Source organism: Enterobacter quasiroggenkampii (genome assembly GCF_043972695.1).
GTDB classification, from domain to species: Bacteria; Pseudomonadota; Gammaproteobacteria; order Enterobacterales; family Enterobacteriaceae; genus Enterobacter; species Enterobacter quasiroggenkampii.
Map to the genome: position 1 here is coordinate 2,079,197 of NZ_CP143745.1, position 17,547 is coordinate 2,096,743.

The window sequence follows — 17,547 nt, forward strand, 5'->3', positions numbered from 1 at the left end:
CCGGCCTACAAATCCCCCCGTAGGCCGGGTAAGGCGAAGCCGTCACCCGGCAAAAGACATTACTGCGGGAACCACTGCTCGCTGATTTTCTGGTACGTACCGTCCGCTTTAATCGCTTTCAGCGCGCCGTTCAGTTTTTCCAGCAGGGCTTTGTTATCCGGACGTACCGCGATGCCGAGGCCCGTGCCGAAGTACTGTGGATCGGTCACTTTCTCGGTAGCCGTGCCCAGTTGCGGGTTGGTTTTGAGCCACTCGTTCACCACGGCGGTATCGCCGAAGACGCCGTCGATACGGCCATTTTTCAGGTCGATAATCGCGTTCTGGTAGCTGTCATAGGCCACGGTCTTCACTTCAGGATGTTTGTCCTGCAGGTATTTCTGGTGCGTGGTGCCGTTTTCCATCCCGATGCGTTTGCCTTTCAGCTGATCGAAAGAGGTATACGCGCCTTTCTTCGCAATCACCACCGCCGAGTTGGCGTAGTACGGGTCGGTGAACGCCACCTGCTTGCTGCGCTCAGGCGTGATGTCCATCCCGGAGATCACCGCGTCGTATTTTTTGAACTTCAGCGACGGGATCAGGCTGTCAAAAGCATGGTTAGTAAAGGTGCAGTCGGCCTGCATCTGTTTGCACAGCGCTTTCGCCAGATCGATATCGAAACCGACGATCTGGTTGCTGGCATCCAGCGACTCAAACGGCGGATAGGTGGCGGACACGCCGAAATTGATTTTATCCGCAGCGGATGCGCCAGCGGCGAAAGTGGCGAGTAATGCGGCCAGAACTAACTTTTTCATTGTAATGCTCCCGTCTGTCTTATTGATGCGCCGTGTCTGCGGCCTGGATGTACAATGCCAGTTAATGAATTTATATGCAATAAAAATGATTAAGTATTATTTTAATCACAAAAAAAAGCGGATAACCCATCAGGTTACCCGCTCCATGAATACCGTTTTATGCATTCGCGTGGTTAATTTCTGCGCTCAAACGCCAGCGCTTTACGCTCAATCAGGCGCATCATCAGCGTCAGCAGACCGTTCACCACCAGATACACCACGCCCGCCGCGCCGAACACCATCACGTCATAGGTGCGTCCATACAGCAGCTGTCCGTGTCCCATCACTTCCATCAGGGTGATGGTGTAGGCCAGCGAGGTGCTTTTGAACACCAGCACCACTTCGTTGGAATAGGAGGAGAGCGCGCGCTTAAAGGCGTACGGCAGCAGGATTGCCAGCGTGTCTTTCTTGCTCATGCCCAGCGCCCCGCAGGACTGCCACTGGCCTTCCGGGATGGCGCGGATCGCCCCGTAGAACAGCTGGGTGGTATAGGCCGCGCTGTTCAGCGAAAGGGCAATCAGGGCACACAGCCACGGCTCAGAAAGCAGATGCCAGATAACCGGATACTCCTGCAGCGACGGGAACTGGCCCGGGCCGTAGTAAATCAGGAAGATCTGCACCAGCAGCGGCGTACCGGTAAACAGGGTGATGTACCCGCGCACAATCCACACCAGCACCGGCGTTTTCAGCGTCAGGATGATGGTGAAGATGAGCGCCAGGATCAGCGCCACGATAATGGACGCCACGGTCAGCGTCAGGCTGGTGTGCAGCCCTTTCATCAACTCGGGAAAGTATTCAAGCATCAGCCTGGTCTCCGTTCAAAGCGCGTCGCTCGCAGGTCAATACGCTTGAGGATGTACTGACTGAGCAACGTGATCACCAGGTAGATCGCCGCCGCCACAATGTACCAGGTAAACGGCTCCTGGGTACGGGTGGCGATGCTTTTGGTTTGCAGCATCAAATCGTTAACGCTAATCAGGCTCACCAGCGCGGTATCTTTCAGCAGCACCAGCCACTGGTTGCCGAGCCCCGGCAGGGCATGGCGCCACATCTGCGGCATCACCAGACGGAAAAAGATGGCGGATTTCGATAACCCTAACGCCTGACCCGATTCCCATTGTCCCTGCGGCACGGCTTTCAGCGCACCGCGCAGGGTTTGCGACGCGTACGCGGAGTAGAGCAGGGAGAGGGCAATCACGCCGCACAGGAACGGGCTGACGTCGAAATTTTCAATCTGCATCTGCACCGGGATCTGCGCAAAGCCGAGATTAAGGGTGAAGCCGTCCGACAGCGTGAGCAGCAGCTGTGAGGAGCCGAAATAGATAAACAGGACCACCAGAATTTCCGGTAGCCCACGCAGCACGGTGACCAGCGCGGAGCCTGTCCAGGCGACGGGGAACCATTTCGCGGATTCCCACACCGCAAAGAACATCGCCAGCACGAGGCCGATAATCAGTGCGCAAACGGCAAGGCCGACGGTCATCCCGGCGGCGCTTGCTAAAGGAAAAATTTCATTCATCAGGAATTACTTCTGGAACCATTTTTTGTAGATGGTTTCGTAGGTGCCGTCTTTCTTCACTTTTTCCAGCGCAGCGTTGAATTTCTGCTGCAGCTCAGTGTTGCCCTGACGAACGGCAATCCCCAGACCGGTACCGAAGTAATCCTTATCGGTCACTTTGTCGCCCACTGGCGCCAGCTTGTCGTTGGCTTTCAGCCACTCGGTCACCACCGCGGTATCACCAAATACGCCGTCGATACGGCCATTTTGCAGATCCAGCTTCGCGTTCTGGTAGCTGTCATACGGAACGGTGGTGATTTCCGGATGCTTATCCATGATGAATTTCTGGTGCGTGGTGCCGTTCTGCACGCCCACTTTTTTGCCTTTCAGCTGATCGACAGAGGTGAATTTACCTTTCTGACCAATGAACAGGGCGGAGTTGTCGTAGTAAGGGGTAGTGAACAGCACCTGCTTTTCACGCTCGGGGGTGATGTCCATACCGGCCATCACGGCGTCGATACGGCGGAACTTCAGGCTTGGGATCAAGCTGTCGAACGCCTGGTTGCTGAAGGTACAGGTTGCATCGATCTCTTTACACAGGGCGTTAGCCAGGTCCACGTCGAAGCCCACAATTTTGTTATTCGCATCAATGGACTCAAACGGAGGGTAAGAGGCTTCCGTTGCGAAACGAATGGTCTGGGCTGCGGTAGCAGAAAGGGTAACGCCAGCAAGCAGCACGGCAAGTAATACTTTTTTCATTATATTTCCCCTGACACAATCAATGAGATAAATAGTTTTTGAAGGCATCGGTTTGCGGGTTAGCGAAGCAGCTCGCATCACCTTGCTCAACGATATACCCATTTTCCATGTAGACCACACGGCTGGCGGTTTTGCGCGCCACTTCCACTTCGTGGGTGACGATAACCTGCGTAATGTTGGTTTCCGCCAGCTCGCGAATGATGCTCACGATCTGGGCGGTGATTTCCGGATCCAGCGCCGCCGTCGGTTCATCAAACAGCAGCACCGCGGGTTCCATCATCAGCGCACGGGCAATGGCCACGCGCTGCTGCTGACCACCGGACAGGTGCAGCGGGTAGCGGTCGCTGTAGGGCTTAAGGCGCAGACGCTCCAGCAGCTTTTCGGCACGCGCAATCGCCTGATCCTTGCTTAACCCCAGCACGCGGCACGGGGCTTCAATCAGGTTCTGCAGCACGGTCAGGTGCGGCCAGAGATTGTATTGCTGGAAGACCATGCCGACGTTTTGACGCAGTTCGCGAATCGCCTTATCAGACGGCGTCTTCGCGAAATCAAAATGGTTACCGGCAATCGCCAGCGTACCTGAACGGGGCATCTCAAGCAGATTAAGAACACGCAGAAGGGAGCTTTTACCTGCACCGCTTGGGCCAAGCAAAACCAGCGTTTCGCCTTCCGGGCAGTTTAGCGTGATGTCAAACAGCGCCTGGTGTGCGCCGTAGAAGCAGTTAATGCCGTTTAGTTTAATACTCATCGGGGCAGTCTTTACTCATCCAGGCAATCTATAGCAATTGAGGCCGCAGATAGTACCGTTGACAGAATAGTTATGCAATATTTCTGCGTTAAAAGTTAAATATAACCCGTATTTACTCTTAAACATAGCACAAAATAGCGAACGGCAAGGTCGACGAGTATAAATGTCGGCATTCCGCAAGAAATGCCGGACATTTTACGGGGGTAACATTTTTATCATTGATGAATCAGCGGTTCTCAATCGACTGGCGAAGCGTGCCTGCCGGGGCATGAACGCTGCCGCCCACGTAGCGTACGTCGTCCACCGCCCAGCACTGTCCTTCACGGATCATCAGCACTTCGTCCTGCCAGGTTTGGGTGCCCTGCGTCAGCTTCACGCGCAGTGGAATATTACGGGCATCCGTGTTCGGGATGGTTGACGCGCTGGCCACTTCGGCGCTGTCCGGTACCGTGGTGCGACTGGAGAACGGATCGGATTTCAGCAGCGCGTTGTGCTGCGGATCGCGGGTGGCATCATTAAGCAGTTTTGCCAGACCATCGCTCAGATACGGGCGCAGGCCGGTGAGATCGTTGCTGCGGTGCTGGATGCGATAATCATAGAACTGCTGCGCCACGGTGTCCGGGCCGCCCTCAATGCAGGGGCCGCTGCGGGTACCAATATCCTTAAAGGCAGGCGTGACCGTGGTGGTACAGGCGCTGAGCACCAGCGCGCAGGGCACCAAAAGTGTTAAAGCTGAATAGCGCATGTTGATTTCCTTATTTATTAACTATCCTTTCAATCATAGCGTAACGAACCGATAATGCTGTGCCTAAGGCATTGAACGCTAAAGAAGGAGAGAAACCATGCAGTTTTCAACAACGCCAACCCTGGAAGGGCAGACAATTACCGAGTACTGCGGCGTGGTCACCGGCGAAGCGATTCTCGGCGCCAATATCTTCCGTGACTTTTTTGCCGGTATCCGCGATATCGTGGGTGGCCGCTCGGGTGCATACGAAAAAGAGCTGCGCAAAGCCCGCGAAATCGCCTTCAAAGAGCTCGGCGAGCAGGCGGAAGCCCTCGGCGCGGATGCGGTCGTGGGGATTGATATCGACTACGAAACGGTCGGTAAAGATGCCAGCATGCTGATGGTGAGCGTAAGCGGTACGGCGGTGAAAACCCTGCGATGACGCGTTTGTTTGCCACCCTCCTGCTGGCGCTGCTGCTGGCAGGATGCGTCACGGAAAAGGGGATTGTTGATAAAGGTGCCTACGAGCTGGATACGCGTCATCAGGCGCAGGCGGCTTACCCGCGCATCAAGGTGCTGGTGATCCACTACACCGCGGATGATTTTGACAGCTCGCTGGCCACGCTGACGGATAAAAACGTCAGCTCTCACTATTTGATCCCTGCCAGCCCCCCGGCGGCGGACGGCAAGCCGCGCATCTGGCAGCTGGTTCCCGAGAGCGAGCTGGCCTGGCATGCGGGTATCAGCTTCTGGCGCGGCACGAATCGCATCAACGATACCTCTGTCGGCATTGAGCTCGAGAACCGCGGCTGGCAAATGCGCGACGGCGTGAAAACGTTTACTCCGTTTGCGCCTGCGCAGATTGCGGCGCTGGTGCCGCTCGCCAAAGACATTATTACCCGCTACAACATCAGACCTGAAAATGTGGTGGCCCATTCGGATATCGCCCCGCAGCGTAAAGACGATCCCGGTCCGCTGTTTCCGTGGCAGCAGCTGGCTCAGCAGGGGATAGGTGCCTGGCCCGATCCTGCCCGCGTGGCGTTCTATATCAATGGACGGCCGCGCTATCAGGAGGTCGAACGAGAGGCGCTGCTCGATGTGCTGAAGCGCTATGGCTATGAGGTGCCGGACAACGCCACGGAACAGCAGCAGAAGAGGGTGATCTGCGCGTTTCAGATGCACTTCCGCCCCGCGCTGTGGAACGGTGTGGCTGACGTAGAAACCCTGGCCATCGCCGAGGCGCTTTTAGAGAAATACGGGCAGGGGTAGTCCTTCAGGACTGCCCCCTGACCAGGTCATATTACCTTATTTTCTATGAGATTAATCTTAAGTACATTCTCAATTCATTTTTAGTTAATTGACTTAAAAATACCCTCATTTAAGATAGACGTATAGCTTGCTAAGTAATAACAAAAAATAACACCTGCTTATTGCTCTTATTTCACTTCTTCCAGAAGTTTTTATCAGGATTATACGAATAGTTCGGTGGTTCCACCGTGGCCCCTTTTTATCTAAAATTAACATCTTAATTCGGGTATAACAATGTTAAGCATTTACGGCAGAAAATTGCGTCCGCATCATGAAATGGAAAACATTATTTCCGCAACAGAAGGATATGAAGAAAAAACGTTAAAGAAATGGCAAAAAATTACCACCGTCGACAATGAATTTATTCATGTTATCGTCAGCGGTGAAGTGGAATTTCGCCGCGAATCCGACGAGCTCTGTATGTTCACCCTGCAGGGGCAGTGCGTGTTTGGACTCTCTTCCATTTTTTATCATTCATCCCATATGTATGGCCTGGTCCGCTCGAATACCGTGGTGCGTTCGATTCCTAAAGACGCCTTTTCTCAGCTTATGACGGAGAAAGGCTTATGGCCTGAGCTTACCAAAGTGCTGGCCTGGTATATCTGCATGCTGAGCAAGCGTGATGACGTGCTGGTCGCCCGCAGCGCCTATTCTGTTGTGCGCGAGTTTTTGCTGGAGATTAATGAACTGATTGTCCATCATCAACGCGATATCAACGTTTATGATTATATTCAGGAATACACCAACCTGGCACGCAGCACCATTATCAAAATTCTCTCCGACCTGAAAAAAGGTCAATATATTGTGGTGGAAAAGGGTCGACTCCTTAACATCACCAACCTGCCTGAAAAATATTAACTATTCCAGCCGGTCTCCTTTTTCACTTAACGGAGACCGGGCATTTTCTTTATGTAATGTGCTGGCCTGAGCATTATCCTGCGTTTCGTCAACCGGCGGCGCGGGTATTTTGCCTTGCGAATAATCCTGCTCCTGTTCTTTTAACGCCTGCTTAAACAGCTCGGTTAATGAACCGTCGTCACCGTCCGTGCGGGCGGGGGCTGCATCGTCGTGCGCTTGCGTGCCGGGGAGGGTATCCCGCGAGGTATCATGCGGCACCGTGCCGTCCGGCGCCTGCTGCCAGTCGGCGTCGTCGCTGTTAATCGGCAGATCCTGCATGGCAGGGACGTCGGCCTGCACCGGCGCGGGTTTCGGGTGCGGATGCGGGAACGGCTTACTCACATACACGTAGTGCATGTCGGAAAGCTGCGTTTCAGGCTTCGCCACGTGCACTTTTTTTACCGGCTCCGGCGCAGGGTGGCGCAGTTGCCAGTAAACGTGGGCGTACAGCCCCGCCATCAGCATGACGCAGAGGCTTACTATTCCTAACAAGGCGTTAGAAACGATCTTTCTCAGGCTGGGCATGCGGTACGAAAACCAGACCGCTTCCCCGGAAACGTAGCTGCGCTGAGCCGCAAGACAGATGGTAGACATTAGGAATGCTTCTCCTGCGTTTTCGCGTCCGGCGCGGCGTGGGTGGTCTGAAGCAGCACGCTCGGCGTGGTGTTGGTGTCACGCATTAACTGCATCAGCGTATCTTCCCCGGGAATGCCGTCGACGCGCAGATGCATTTTTTGCTGGAACTCGCGGGTGCGTTTCATCATCTCCGCCGTCCAGGTTTGCGCGTGGGTTACCGGTTCGGCAAGGGCCTGGCTCAGCTGCTGGTCAAGCCAGGCCAGCTCTTTGCCGTCGCTGGCGGCGCTGATGGCGTCTTTGCCTTCCGGCGTCAGGCGGTGGAGCTGGGTATAGTTGCCGGTGGCATGCTGGTTAAACCAGTGACGGCTTACCTGCCAGGTGCGGTTGTTCATCAGCAGGTCAAGCGAGTTATCCCCGACGCGGGCGACCACGGCATAGTTAAGGTGGTTGCCGGTTTTCAGTTCACTCACCCACGGATACCCTTCCTGTGCCAGCGCATCCGGGGAAGCATTCCCCTGCTTACACATCAGGTTCACCTTCGCGGCGTTCTGGCACAGGGCATCCTCCGCCGAGGCGTCATACCCCCACATCAGATAGAGCTGGTGCATCGCATCCGGCTGGTTAACCACCTCGTTATCGATAACCGGCACCACCGGCGCCTGGACTTTTGGCGTCTGCTGTTTCCAGCTGGCAGGCACCGGCAGTTGAATCGGAAGTCTTGCACCGATCGAAGAGGTCAAATACCAGCCGCAGGCGGCGAACAGCACGGAGGCGAATAAGCCCACGGTAGCCAGGCGCTTACCGTGTTTTTTCGCGGGCAGGATCTCACCTGCCGCCAGGCGCAAATGACGCGGGCTGACCTGGGCTGCACGTTCGGTCCAGGCGGCAAGCATCGACAGGTGCGCCAGCTCGTTCAGCTTGCTGATATTCCCTTTGGTCAGGGCATGCATTTTACGCACCCGCGCAGGGGTTAACGGCGCGTGCTCACACCCGTGCGCTTCACACTGCGCCTGAACGTAGCTGAGAAACTCCCGGCAGGTAAGGGGACGCAGGATGTGACAGGTATGCGCATATTCACGCAGTTCAGGCTGCTGCATCAGCGCGGTATCCCGATCCGCTGGCCCCATCAGCACGACGGACAGGCGAAACTCCAGCTCCTGCGCACGCGTCAGCAGCAGAGCCAGCACCTCCCGACAGGTCTCTTTCATGGCATCGGTATGGCTAATCACCAGCACTTTCGTCCTGCTTTTCCCTCCCTGCCACTGGTGCAGGATGGTATCCACCGCCTGAAGGCGGTTTTTGCTCTCTTTCGTTCCCGGGTTGAGTTTATACAGCAGGCTACTGGCACTCAGTTTTGGAAACGCATTGATAGCAATAACGCCAGGGGAAGTGGATTTCAGGGCGTCGCTGAACTGGCCCAGCAGCGGGGCATCGTCAGCAAAGAGCCCAATAATCCCCGCCTGTTGGGTTTTCTCTTTCAGCAGGTTGAAAATATCCTGATGATACGGCACGAAGAAATCGCCCGAGGCGCGGGTGATTTTTCGAAAAGGCGGGTGATTAAATTTAAAATGACTCTGATACATAGCGACTTACCGTCTCTGGACATGAATAGCAATGGTCCGGAAAAGTACGGCAAGGCTGCATCATGGTCAATTTACGGACAGGGTAAAAATAACCTGTTGGCTACCTCTAACACCGCTCTTTTTGACGGTCAATCTTTTTCTTTATCAAAGTTAACGGCGAAGCAGGTGGTCGATTTTCAGGCCGCTAATTACTATTTATGCCACATATTGGCGCAGCATGATGCTGCTTATTTTCGCTTTGCTAAAGGCCAGATGAATAATGAGGTTCTCACTTCTTTCACGGTGGATAACGCCCTGTATTATGTTTGTATTGCTGATTTTTTGCGGTCAGCAAGGCTACGTCATTTTTAAAGATTATAAAAAAGTGACGAATAAGCTGGCGAACGCAGCGGCGAAACCGCAAAAAAGACGTCAGGAAGAAAAGGCTTTTTCACTTTTCACCGCCGCCGTGCGTCAGGATAGCCTGCCTGCGGCCGCGAAAGCCCCGCTCGCCGCCGAAATTGAGGGGATCGTCCGCAGCGACGATGCCTGGCTCTCCTTCGCCGTGATCAAAACGCCGGGGGGACAGAAGAGCTATCGCGAAGGCGAGGCGCTGACCGGTTTTAACGATGCCTTTATTCAGGAAATTAACAAAGACAATGTGGTGGTTAATTACGAAGGTGCTACGCAGGTACTGGCGTTAAATAAACCTGATTATTTTAAGGGCGGCGTAGACAGCGGTCCGGTAACCAAATCGACGAAAGATGCAGGTGCGGAAAGCGTGCATCTGGATGATTATCTGGTGTTAAAACCACTTATCGAAAAGGGCCAACTGGAAGGCTACAACATTAATCCAAGGAATGCCTCTGCCTTCTACAGCCATTCCGGGCTGGAAAAAGGCGATGTGGCGGTAAAAGTCAATTCTGTCGATATGACCGATGCAGCAAAGGCAAAAAATATTATTGCCAACTGGTCGAAAATGAAAGAAGCGGAGGTCGTCGTCAGACGTCACGCTCACCTTGAAAATATTCGGGTCAATGTTCTAAACAATTAACAAGTGTACAGACATGAAGAAATTTCCTTGGGCGTGCGTGGCGCTGACCGCATTGTCGTTATATTCCAGTTCGCTGCTTGCAGCTAACTTTAGCGCCAGCTTTAAAAATACCGATATCCGCGAGTTTATTGATACGGTAGGCCGCAATCTGAACAAAACCATTCTGGTCGATCCGTCCGTTCAGGGCACGGTGTCGGTCAGAACCTATAACGTTCTGACGGAAGATGAGTATTACCAGTTCTTCCTGAGCGTGCTGGACCTGTACGGCCTGTCGGTGATCCCGATGGATAACGGCATGGTCAAGGTGGTGCGCTCAAGCATTGCCCGCACCGCCGGTGCGCCGCTGGCCGACGGTAAAAATCCGGGCAAAGGCGACGAAATCATCACCCGCGTCGTGCGCATGGAAAACGTGCCGGTGCGCGAGCTGGCCCCGCTGCTGCGCCAGCTCAACGATGCCACCGGCATCGGGAACGTGGTGCACTTCGAGCCGTCCAACGTGCTGCTGTTGACCGGTAAAGCCTCGGTGGTCAATCGCCTGGTGGATCTGGTTCAACGCGTGGACAAAGACGGTATTCAGCGCCGCGAGATTGTGCCGCTGCGCTTTGCGTCCGCTAAAGAGCTCTCCGACATGTTGAACAACCTCAACAATGAAGAGCAGAAGGGGCAGAACGCGCCGCAGCTGGCCACCAAAGTGGTGGCAGATGACGAAACCAACAGCCTGGTGATCAGCGGCTCGGAAGACGCGCGCATGCGTACCCGCTCCCTGATCCATCAGCTGGATCGCGAGCAAAATAACGAGGGGAATACCCGCGTCTTCTATCTCAAGTATGCCAGCGCCACCAAGGTGGTTCCGGTCCTGACCGGCATTGGCGAGCAGCTGAAGGATAAGGCGGGCGCGCCGAAGTCGAAAGCCGCGCCTGCGTCCAGCGATCTGAACATTACCGCCGACGAGGCAACCAACTCGCTGGTGATTACCGCCCAGCCTAACGTGATGAACTCTCTGGAGAAGGTGATCGACAAGCTCGACATCCGTCGTCCACAGGTGCTGGTGGAAGCCATCATCGCGGAAGTGCAGGACGGTAACGGCCTGGATCTCGGCGTGCAGTGGACCAGCAAGCACGGCGGCGTACAGTTCGGCTCAACCGGCCTGCCTATCAGCCAGATTAAAAACGGCACCATGAAGGGGGCGAGCTTCACTGGCCTGGCGACCGGCTTCTTTAACGGCGACTTCGGTGCCCTGATGACCGCGCTCTCCACCGACGGCAAGAACGACATTCTCTCCACCCCAAGCGTGGTCACGCTGGATAACAAAGAAGCGTCGTTCAACGTCGGGCAGGATGTGCCGGTGCTCTCCGGCTCGCAGACTACCAGCGGCGACAACGTCTTTAACTCCGTTGAGCGTAAGACGGTCGGTACCAAGCTGAAAATTGTGCCGCAGATCAACGATGGCGACATGATCCACCTGAAGATTGAGCAGGAAGTCTCCAGCGTCGACAACAGCGCGACGGAGGACGCCAGCCTCGGCCCAACCTTCAACACCCGCACCATCAACAACGAAGTGATGGTACACAGCGGCCAGACGGTGGTGCTTGGCGGCCTGATGGAAAACGTCACCAAGCAGTCGGTTTCCAAAGTGCCGCTGCTCGGCGATATCCCGCTGGTTGGTCAGCTGTTCCGCTACACCTCGCAGGATACCTCGAAGCGCAATCTGATGGTGTTTATCCATACCACCGTCCTGCGCGACGACGATAACTTCAGCGCGGCGTCGAAAGAGAAATATGACCAGATCCGCGCCCGCCAGCAGCAGCGCGTGGAGGAGAAGAAGCTTGGTATTATTGAACCGTCCGACAGCGCGGTGCTGCCAGCCTTCCCGTCGGCCAGCGCCGCGCCGGCCACGACCCGCGCCAGCACGTCGCGCAATCCGTTTAAAAACTAAGGCGGAGGGCGCAACGTGGATGAACTTAGTAAAACGCTCTGCAGCAGCAGTTACGCAAAGGATAACGGCGTCCTGTTTTACAACAACGACGTCTACATTCGCGAGGATGCTCCCGCGTTTGCCCTGCTGGAGATGCGCCGGGTACTGGGACGCCCCTTCGAGCCGACGATCCTCGCCCCTGAGGCCTTTGAGGAGATGCTGGCCAAAATCTGGCAGCAGAGCAGCGGCGTCTCCCAGCAGCTGGTGGACGATATGGACGCGGATATCGACCTGATGGCGTTAACCGAGGAGATCCCGGATAACGAAGATCTGCTCGATAACGACGAAAACTCGCCGGTGATCCGCCTGATCAACGCCATTCTCGGCGAGGCGGTGAAGGACGGCGCGTCGGATATCCACATTGAAACATTCGAACGGACGCTGAGCATTCGCTTCCGCGTTGACGGCGTCCTGCGCCCGGTTCTCCAGCCTGCGCGCAAGCTCGCGCCGCTGCTGGTGTCGCGCATCAAGGTCATGTCAAAACTCGACATCGCCGAAAAACGTCTGCCGCAGGATGGTCGTATCTCCCTGCGCATTGGCCGCAAGGCCATCGACGTGCGCGTCTCGACCATTCCGTCCCAGTACGGCGAGCGCGTGGTGATGCGCCTGCTCGATAAAAGTAACCTCAAGCCCGACATCAACAAGCTGGGCCTGATTGATGAAGAGCTGGAGAAGTTAAAAGGGCTGATTGACCGCCCGCACGGCATCATCCTGGTCACCGGGCCCACGGGCTCCGGGAAAAGTACCACCCTGTACGCCATTCTCTCGGCGCTGAACGGCCATGAACGCAACATTCTGACCGTCGAAGACCCGATTGAATACGAGCTGGAAGGGGTGGGGCAGACCCAGGTGAACCCGCGCGTGGACATGACCTTTGCCCGCGGGCTGCGCGCCATCCTGCGTCAGGACCCGGACGTGGTGATGATCGGGGAGATTCGCGACGGCGAAACCGCGCAAATTGCGGTGCAGGCCTCGCTCACCGGTCACCTGGTCATGTCTACGCTGCACACCAACAGCGCCGCCGGTGCCATCACCCGTCTGCGGGATATGGGGCTGGAGTCGTTTTTAATCGGTTCATCGTTGCTCGGTGTCATTGCCCAGCGTCTGGTGCGTCGGCTGTGTACGCACTGCCGCACCACCAGTCCGCTGGACGCCAATGAAAAAGCGCTGTTCAGCTTCATGGAGACGCCGCCGAAAGCGATCTATCGCGCGGTGGGCTGCGAGCATTGCCGCCAGAGCGGCTATCAGGGACGTGCGGGTATTCATGAATTCCTGGTGGTGGACACCGCCATGCGTCGCGCCATCCATGAAGATAAAGATGAGATGTCCATCGAAACGCAGCTCTTTAAGCAGGCCTATAGCCTGCGCGAAAACGGGCTGCTGAAGGTGATCAGCGGCGTCACCTCTCTGGAAGAGGTGATGCGCGTCACCGCCGAGCGTGGAGGGGATGAGTAATGGCCCTCTACGCATGGACGGCAACGGATGCGGCGGGCAAAACCCGACGCGGCACACTGCAGGCCGAAGGGCAAAAGCAGGTTCGCCAGACGTTACGTGAGCAAAAGCTGATGCCCGTCAGCATCTCCGAAACGCGCGAGGCGGCGGCGTCCGGGAAAGCGAAAACCGGGGCGAAGCTCTCCACGCCGGTGCTGTCGATGTTTACCCGTCAGCTCTCCACGCTGGTCAACGCCGCACTGCCGCTGGAGAGCGCGCTGAAGGCGATCTCGAAGCAGACGGAGGACAAAAAGCTGGCGGCGATGGTGGTGGAGATCCGCGAGAAGGTGGTGGAAGGGCATACGCTGTTCGACGCCTTCAGCCAGTTCCCGCGCACCTTCGACAAGCTCTACTGCACGCTGGTGATGGCCGGTGAAAAAACCGGCCACCTCGGCGACGTGCTGGAGAAGCTGGCGGAGTACAACGAGCAGCGCCAGAAGATGAAGAGCAAGCTGACGCAGGCGATGGTCTACCCGATCACCCTGACGGTGGTGGCCATCGCGGTCATTAGCATTTTGCTGGTGGCGGTGGTGCCGCAGGTGATCGAGCAGTTCACCCACATGAAGCAGCAGTTGCCGATCACCACCCGCACGCTGATTGCGGTGAGCGATTTCCTGCAGGCGTACGGCATCTATATTGTCGGGATCCTGACCGGTGGGGTTATCGGCTTTAAGACCTGGCTCAGAAACGCTAAAAACCGCTTTCGCTGGCACAACTGGCTGGTGAATGGCTCGCCGATTAAAAAGCTGGTGTGCGCCATCAACAGCGCCCGCTATATTCGCACGCTCAGCATCCTGCAGGCGAGCAGCGTGCCGCTGCTCGAAGGGATGTATATCGCGATGGACGGTATCGAAAACCTCTACGCCCGGCAGGTGCTGGAGCAGGCGGCGGATACCGTGCGCCAGGGGGCATCGCTCTATGCCGCGCTGGAGCAGGCGAAATTATTCCCGCCCACCATGCTGTACATGATTGCCTCCGGTGAAGAGAGCGGCGAATTAGGCAACTTAATGGACCGCGCGGCGGAAAACCAGGAGTCGGCGCTACAGCATCGTATTACGTTAACGCTGTCGGTATTTGAACCGGCGCTGGTGGTCTCCATGGCGACGATTGTTTTATTCATCGTGCTGTCAATATTACAGCCGCTTCTGCAACTTAATAATATGGTAGGTTAAATCATGGCTATAAAAACAAAACGTCTGGCTCGCCAGGCGGGGTTCACCTTGCTCGAATTAATGGTGGTGATCGTTATTCTCGGCGTTTTAGCGAGTATGGTGGTGCCAAATTTAATGGGTAATAAAGAAAAAGCGGACGCGCAAAAGGCGACCAGCGATATTGTTGCGCTCGAAGGCTCGCTGGATATGTATAAGCTCGATAACCACCGCTACCCGACCACCGAGCAGGGCCTGCAGGCGCTGGTGACCAAACCTGAGATCGCGCCCATTCCCAACGGCTACCGCGCCGACGGCTATATTCGCCGCCTGCCGCAGGACCCGTGGGGCAACGATTATCTGCTCGTCAGCCCGGGTGAACACGGCGCCGTAGACGTCTTCTCTGCCGGTCCTGATGGCGAAGCCAATACCGCAGACGATATTACGAACTGGTCTCTGGATAAGAAAGAGAAATAATGAAGCGTCAACGCGGCTTTACGTTGCTGGAAATTATTCTGGCGCTGGTGATATTTGCCAGCTGCGCCATGATGGTTGTATCAACAATACCCTCACGCAGCGGTGCGGATATATTTGGTCAGCAATTAAAAGCCCTCGTTGATTATGGTTCAGACCGCGCGGTAATGGACGGAAATATTGTCGGGCTGGTCATCACTACCGATAACTATCAGCTGGTCACGCTCGACGATAAAAACGGCGAACGTCGCTGGGTGCCATTATCCGCAGGCCGTATTACCACGAAGGGCGATTTCCCGGAAGAGATGCACGTATCGCTTTCGCCTCAGCGTCTGGCGGCGACCGTCGAGGCCGACCCCCAGATCCTCTTTCTGCCGGACGGCGAGATTGGCCGTTTTACGCTGACGCTGCAAAGTTACGACAAACAGCATCACTTCCGCGTGGTGTCGCAGGGCGCTGCCCCGGTATCGGTAGAAAACGATGACTAAAGGCAAGGTTAAGCAAAACGGGATGACGCTCCTGGAGGTGATGGTGGCACTGGTCATTTTCTCCACCGCCGCGCTGGCGCTGATGAATTCCGTCTCCCTGAACGTACGCTTCACCCACGGGCTGGCCGAAACGCTGCAGGCCAGCTGGGTTGCGGAAAATCAGCTGGCAGAAGCCCAGCTTGGTAAAGCCGATTTTCCCGATGCCGAGGAGCAGGGGACGGAAATTATGGGGGGACGCAGCTGGTACTGGCACAAGCAGCGGGTGAAAACCGCCAATAGCGGCTGGGCCAATGCCATCCGCGTTTACGCCGAAGGTGATGAAAGCCAGCCGGTCATTTCGCTTCAGATTATCGGGCCGGGAGAAGAGAGCAAGTGAAGACGATCCGACGCCAGCGCGGTTTTACCCTGCTGGAGATCATGATTGCGCTGACCATTTTCGCGGTCATCAGCACCCTGGCCTGGCAAATTCTGGACGGCGCGATGCGCACCAGTTCAGCCACGGATGCCAGTGCGGCAAAGCTCAACCAGCTTCAGCGTGCCTGGAGCCTGATGGAGCGCGATTTTTTCCAGCTGCAGGCGCGGGCGCCGCGCAACGAGCCGGATCTGTTTTTGCAGGATGGTGATGCGGTTGAATTCACCACGCTGAACGGCGTGAGCGGCACGGTCCAGCTGGAGCGCGTGCGCTGGCGGCTGGAAGAGGGGCGCCTGTATCGCGACGTCTGGCCGGTGATTGACAGCCCGGCAGACGTCAAACCCGATGAAGTGCCGATTGTCAGCGAGGTGAAATCGATGCAGTGGCGGTTTTATCGCCAGGGCTGGCAAAAAAGCTGGGGTGAGTCCGCCCATCTGCCAGACGGCGTGGAGCTCACGCTGACCATGGAAAATGGTGAGACCTGGCGCTGGGTGTTTACCACGCCGGGAGACATGCCGGAAGCGGCGGCACCAGCGGCTGAAAATGCACCCGCCCCGCAACCTGCGCCTGCGCCGGACGTGAAGCCATGAGCCGGATACATCAACAACGCGGCGTTGCCCTGCTGGTTGTGCTGATCCTGTTGGTCATGATGTCGGCCCTGGCGGCCAAAATCAGCCAGCAGTTCTGCCGTAATTTGCAGAAAACCCACTATCAGATGAGCCAGCAGCAGCTGCGCTGGGCAATGCAGGCGCAGGAAAAGGTGGTGAAAGATCGCCTGCAGAGCGACGCCAGCGGCGAGAGCAAACCGCTCGACCCGGAGGGCGACTGGCACCAGCCGCTGGAGACGCAGGGTGAAGACTATACGGTGGTCAGTCAGGTCGAGGACGCGCAGGACTGCTTCAACGTCAATAACCTGCTGGCCGCAGACAAAGTGGCTCAGGATCAAACTGCGTCAGCCGTGCCGGAAAAGCCGCGAAAAGAGAAGATTGTCGAGCAGATCCTGACGGACGGCGGCGTCAGCCAGACGACGGCGGAAGAGGTCTATCAGCAACTGATGGATTATCTCGACGGCGACACCACAACGGTGAAAGAGGGCGCGGAGACGGACGCCTGGGCTGGCGTGGTGCCGGCGCGTCAGCCAGCGAATCAGATGATGCGCACCCTTGCCGAGATAAAGCTGCTGCCGGCGTTTCCTGCTGCGGCGTACCCGAAGGTGAGCAAGCTGTTATGCGCGCTGCCGGACTCCGCCAGCAAGGTGGATGTCAATACCCTGACGCCGGAGCAGGCTCCCTTACTGGCAGCCCTGTTCCCGGGAAAACTGACCGCGGACGATGCCGTTCGCCTGATTGCGTCGCGGCCGGAGACCGGCTGGGAAAGTATGGAAGTCTTCAGCAAAGCGCTGGAACAGGCCTTCCCGCAGCTTAAGGACGATCTCCCGCAGGTGGCTGAGGTTCTCTCCATCAACAGCCGGTATTTCCGCGTCAACTATACCGGCAATACCGATGAGTTAACGCTTCGCGTGGTGAGCCAGCTTCAGGTGAATAACGAAGCCGGTGAAATTGTGACGTGGCAACGTCGTTACCGAATGATTGAATAAGAAAAG

21 protein-coding genes are annotated in these 17,547 nt (G+C 56.3%); 13 read left to right on the forward strand and 8 right to left on the reverse strand.

Annotation, left to right across the window (positions count from 1 at the left end; translation table 11 throughout):
• Positions 1–59: 59 nt before the first annotated feature.
• From artJ to V1572_RS09945, 6 genes are all read right to left on the reverse strand, one after another.
• Positions 60–791, reverse strand: coding sequence for an arginine ABC transporter substrate-binding protein ArtJ (gene artJ, locus V1572_RS09920; protein WP_021240923.1), 732 nt, complete (start codon positions 789–791; stop codon positions 60–62).
• A 173-nt stretch (positions 792–964) separates the two neighbouring features.
• Positions 965–1,633 (reverse strand): arginine ABC transporter permease ArtM, encoded by a 669-nt coding sequence (artM, locus tag V1572_RS09925; protein ID WP_023310940.1) that lies wholly within the window; start codon positions 1,631–1,633, stop codon positions 965–967.
• Positions 1,633–2,349, reverse strand: coding sequence for an arginine ABC transporter permease ArtQ (artQ, locus tag V1572_RS09930; protein WP_025756069.1), 717 nt, complete (start codon positions 2,347–2,349; stop codon positions 1,633–1,635). The genes artM and artQ overlap by 1 nt, the downstream gene beginning before the upstream one ends.
• 6 nt (positions 2,350–2,355) lie before the next feature.
• Positions 2,356–3,087: an arginine ABC transporter substrate-binding protein ArtI gene (gene artI, locus V1572_RS09935; protein WP_008500032.1), complete on the reverse strand. Its 732-nt coding sequence runs from the start codon at positions 3,085–3,087 to the stop codon at positions 2,356–2,358.
• A gap of 19 nt (positions 3,088–3,106) precedes the next feature.
• On the reverse strand, positions 3,107–3,835 hold the full coding sequence (gene artP / locus V1572_RS09940; protein WP_008500030.1) for an arginine ABC transporter ATP-binding protein ArtP: 729 nt from the start codon (positions 3,833–3,835) through the stop codon (positions 3,107–3,109).
• Between the two features lie 226 nt (positions 3,836–4,061).
• Complete coding sequence (locus V1572_RS09945) at positions 4,062–4,580, reverse strand: lipoprotein (RefSeq protein WP_395299919.1); 519 nt, start codon at positions 4,578–4,580, stop codon at positions 4,062–4,064.
• A 97-nt stretch (positions 4,581–4,677) separates the two neighbouring features.
• On the opposite strand from V1572_RS09945, the gene V1572_RS09950 reads away from it, so the two are divergent.
• The 3 genes from V1572_RS09950 (at position 4,678) to V1572_RS09960 (ending at position 6,725) form a co-directional block, all read left to right on the forward strand.
• Positions 4,678–5,001: a heavy metal-binding domain-containing protein gene (locus V1572_RS09950; protein ID WP_023310944.1), complete on the forward strand. Its 324-nt coding sequence runs from the start codon at positions 4,678–4,680 to the stop codon at positions 4,999–5,001.
• Positions 4,998–5,828 carry an N-acetylmuramoyl-L-alanine amidase gene (locus tag V1572_RS09955; RefSeq protein ID WP_395299920.1) on the forward strand — a complete coding sequence of 277 codons (831 nt, stop codon included), beginning with the start codon at positions 4,998–5,000 and terminating at the stop codon, positions 5,826–5,828. The genes V1572_RS09950 and V1572_RS09955 overlap by 4 nt, the downstream gene beginning before the upstream one ends.
• Positions 5,829–6,101: 273 nt before the next feature.
• Positions 6,102–6,725: a helix-turn-helix domain-containing protein gene (locus V1572_RS09960; RefSeq protein WP_045908427.1), complete on the forward strand. Its 624-nt coding sequence runs from the start codon at positions 6,102–6,104 to the stop codon at positions 6,723–6,725.
• Here the strand turns inward: V1572_RS09960 and V1572_RS09965 are convergent, their stop codons facing one another.
• Both V1572_RS09965 and V1572_RS09970 read right to left on the reverse strand, forming a co-directional pair.
• On the reverse strand, positions 6,726–7,358 hold the full coding sequence (locus V1572_RS09965; RefSeq protein ID WP_069719538.1) for a hypothetical protein: 633 nt from the start codon (positions 7,356–7,358) through the stop codon (positions 6,726–6,728). It lies immediately after the preceding gene.
• On the reverse strand, positions 7,358–8,923 hold the full coding sequence (locus tag V1572_RS09970; RefSeq protein ID WP_262790402.1) for an ExeA family protein: 1,566 nt from the start codon (positions 8,921–8,923) through the stop codon (positions 7,358–7,360). Before V1572_RS09970 ends, V1572_RS09965 begins: the two co-directional genes overlap by 1 nt.
• A gap of 21 nt (positions 8,924–8,944) precedes the next feature.
• On the opposite strand from V1572_RS09970, the gene V1572_RS09975 reads away from it, so the two are divergent.
• From V1572_RS09975 to gspK, 10 genes are read left to right on the forward strand one after another with little or no spacing between them, the layout of a single operon-like run.
• Positions 8,945–9,274: a hypothetical protein gene (locus tag V1572_RS09975; RefSeq protein WP_395299921.1), complete on the forward strand. Its 330-nt coding sequence runs from the start codon at positions 8,945–8,947 to the stop codon at positions 9,272–9,274.
• Positions 9,225–9,956 carry a type II secretion system protein GspC gene (gene gspC / locus V1572_RS09980; protein ID WP_048027121.1) on the forward strand — a complete coding sequence of 244 codons (732 nt, stop codon included), beginning with the start codon at positions 9,225–9,227 and terminating at the stop codon, positions 9,954–9,956. The genes V1572_RS09975 and gspC overlap by 50 nt, the downstream gene beginning before the upstream one ends.
• 13 nt (positions 9,957–9,969) lie before the next feature.
• Positions 9,970–11,892 (forward strand): type II secretion system secretin GspD, encoded by a 1,923-nt coding sequence (gspD, locus tag V1572_RS09985; RefSeq protein ID WP_045908423.1) that lies wholly within the window; start codon positions 9,970–9,972, stop codon positions 11,890–11,892.
• Positions 11,893–11,907: 15 nt separating this feature from the next.
• Entirely contained in the window at positions 11,908–13,386 is a 1,479-nt protein-coding gene (gene gspE / locus V1572_RS09990; RefSeq protein WP_048027124.1) for a type II secretion system ATPase GspE, read from the forward strand.
• On the forward strand, positions 13,386–14,594 hold the full coding sequence (gspF, locus tag V1572_RS09995; RefSeq protein ID WP_395299922.1) for a type II secretion system inner membrane protein GspF: 1,209 nt from the start codon (positions 13,386–13,388) through the stop codon (positions 14,592–14,594). Before gspE ends, gspF begins: the two co-directional genes overlap by 1 nt.
• A 3-nt stretch (positions 14,595–14,597) precedes the next feature.
• A complete protein-coding gene (gene gspG, locus V1572_RS10000; protein ID WP_008500018.1) occupies positions 14,598–15,047 on the forward strand; it encodes a type II secretion system major pseudopilin GspG in 450 nt (149 codons plus the stop codon).
• Positions 15,047–15,532 (forward strand): type II secretion system minor pseudopilin GspH, encoded by a 486-nt coding sequence (gspH, locus tag V1572_RS10005; RefSeq protein ID WP_048027127.1) that lies wholly within the window; start codon positions 15,047–15,049, stop codon positions 15,530–15,532. Before gspG ends, gspH begins: the two co-directional genes overlap by 1 nt.
• On the forward strand, positions 15,525–15,908 hold the full coding sequence (gene gspI / locus V1572_RS10010) for a type II secretion system minor pseudopilin GspI (RefSeq protein ID WP_048222258.1): 384 nt from the start codon (positions 15,525–15,527) through the stop codon (positions 15,906–15,908). Before gspH ends, gspI begins: the two co-directional genes overlap by 8 nt.
• Positions 15,905–16,534, forward strand: coding sequence for a type II secretion system minor pseudopilin GspJ (gene gspJ, locus V1572_RS10015; protein WP_069719530.1), 630 nt, complete (start codon positions 15,905–15,907; stop codon positions 16,532–16,534). Before gspI ends, gspJ begins: the two co-directional genes overlap by 4 nt.
• The gene (gspK, locus tag V1572_RS10020; protein WP_069719529.1) at positions 16,531–17,541 is read left to right on the forward strand and encodes a type II secretion system minor pseudopilin GspK; all 1,011 of its coding nucleotides are present in this window, start codon (positions 16,531–16,533) and stop codon (positions 17,539–17,541) included. Before gspJ ends, gspK begins: the two co-directional genes overlap by 4 nt.
• The last annotated feature ends 6 nt before the right edge of the window (positions 17,542–17,547 follow it).

Excerpts from the sequence above, each read along its gene's own strand:
- gspI (WP_048222258.1), top strand. The coding sequence starts at position 15,525 with ATGACTAAAGGCAAGGTTAAGCAAAACGGGATGACGCTCCTGGAGGTG.
- artI (WP_008500032.1), bottom strand. The coding sequence starts at position 3,087 with ATGAAAAAAGTATTACTTGCCGTGCTGCTTGCTGGCGTTACCCTTTCT.
- artM (WP_023310940.1), bottom strand. The coding sequence starts at position 1,633 with ATGCTTGAATACTTTCCCGAGTTGATGAAAGGGCTGCACACCAGCCTG.
- gspD (WP_045908423.1), top strand. The coding sequence starts at position 9,970 with ATGAAGAAATTTCCTTGGGCGTGCGTGGCGCTGACCGCATTGTCGTTA.
- artJ (WP_021240923.1), bottom strand. The coding sequence starts at position 791 with ATGAAAAAGTTAGTTCTGGCCGCATTACTCGCCACTTTCGCCGCTGGC.
- gspK (WP_069719529.1), top strand. The coding sequence starts at position 16,531 with ATGAGCCGGATACATCAACAACGCGGCGTTGCCCTGCTGGTTGTGCTG.
- gspC (WP_048027121.1), top strand. The coding sequence starts at position 9,225 with ATGTTTGTATTGCTGATTTTTTGCGGTCAGCAAGGCTACGTCATTTTT.
- artQ (WP_025756069.1), bottom strand. The coding sequence starts at position 2,349 with ATGAATGAAATTTTTCCTTTAGCAAGCGCCGCCGGGATGACCGTCGGC.
- V1572_RS09965 (WP_069719538.1), bottom strand. The coding sequence starts at position 7,358 with ATGTCTACCATCTGTCTTGCGGCTCAGCGCAGCTACGTTTCCGGGGAA.
- V1572_RS09975 (WP_395299921.1), top strand. The coding sequence starts at position 8,945 with ATGAATAGCAATGGTCCGGAAAAGTACGGCAAGGCTGCATCATGGTCA.
- V1572_RS09955 (WP_395299920.1), top strand. The coding sequence starts at position 4,998 with ATGACGCGTTTGTTTGCCACCCTCCTGCTGGCGCTGCTGCTGGCAGGA.
- artP (WP_008500030.1), bottom strand. The coding sequence starts at position 3,835 with ATGAGTATTAAACTAAACGGCATTAACTGCTTCTACGGCGCACACCAG.
- V1572_RS09970 (WP_262790402.1), bottom strand. The coding sequence starts at position 8,923 with ATGTATCAGAGTCATTTTAAATTTAATCACCCGCCTTTTCGAAAAATC.
- gspH (WP_048027127.1), top strand. The coding sequence starts at position 15,047 with ATGAAGCGTCAACGCGGCTTTACGTTGCTGGAAATTATTCTGGCGCTG.
- gspF (WP_395299922.1), top strand. The coding sequence starts at position 13,386 with ATGGCCCTCTACGCATGGACGGCAACGGATGCGGCGGGCAAAACCCGA.
- V1572_RS09960 (WP_045908427.1), top strand. The coding sequence starts at position 6,102 with ATGTTAAGCATTTACGGCAGAAAATTGCGTCCGCATCATGAAATGGAA.
- V1572_RS09945 (WP_395299919.1), bottom strand. The coding sequence starts at position 4,580 with ATGCGCTATTCAGCTTTAACACTTTTGGTGCCCTGCGCGCTGGTGCTC.
- gspG (WP_008500018.1), top strand. The coding sequence starts at position 14,598 with ATGGCTATAAAAACAAAACGTCTGGCTCGCCAGGCGGGGTTCACCTTG.
- V1572_RS09950 (WP_023310944.1), top strand. The coding sequence starts at position 4,678 with ATGCAGTTTTCAACAACGCCAACCCTGGAAGGGCAGACAATTACCGAG.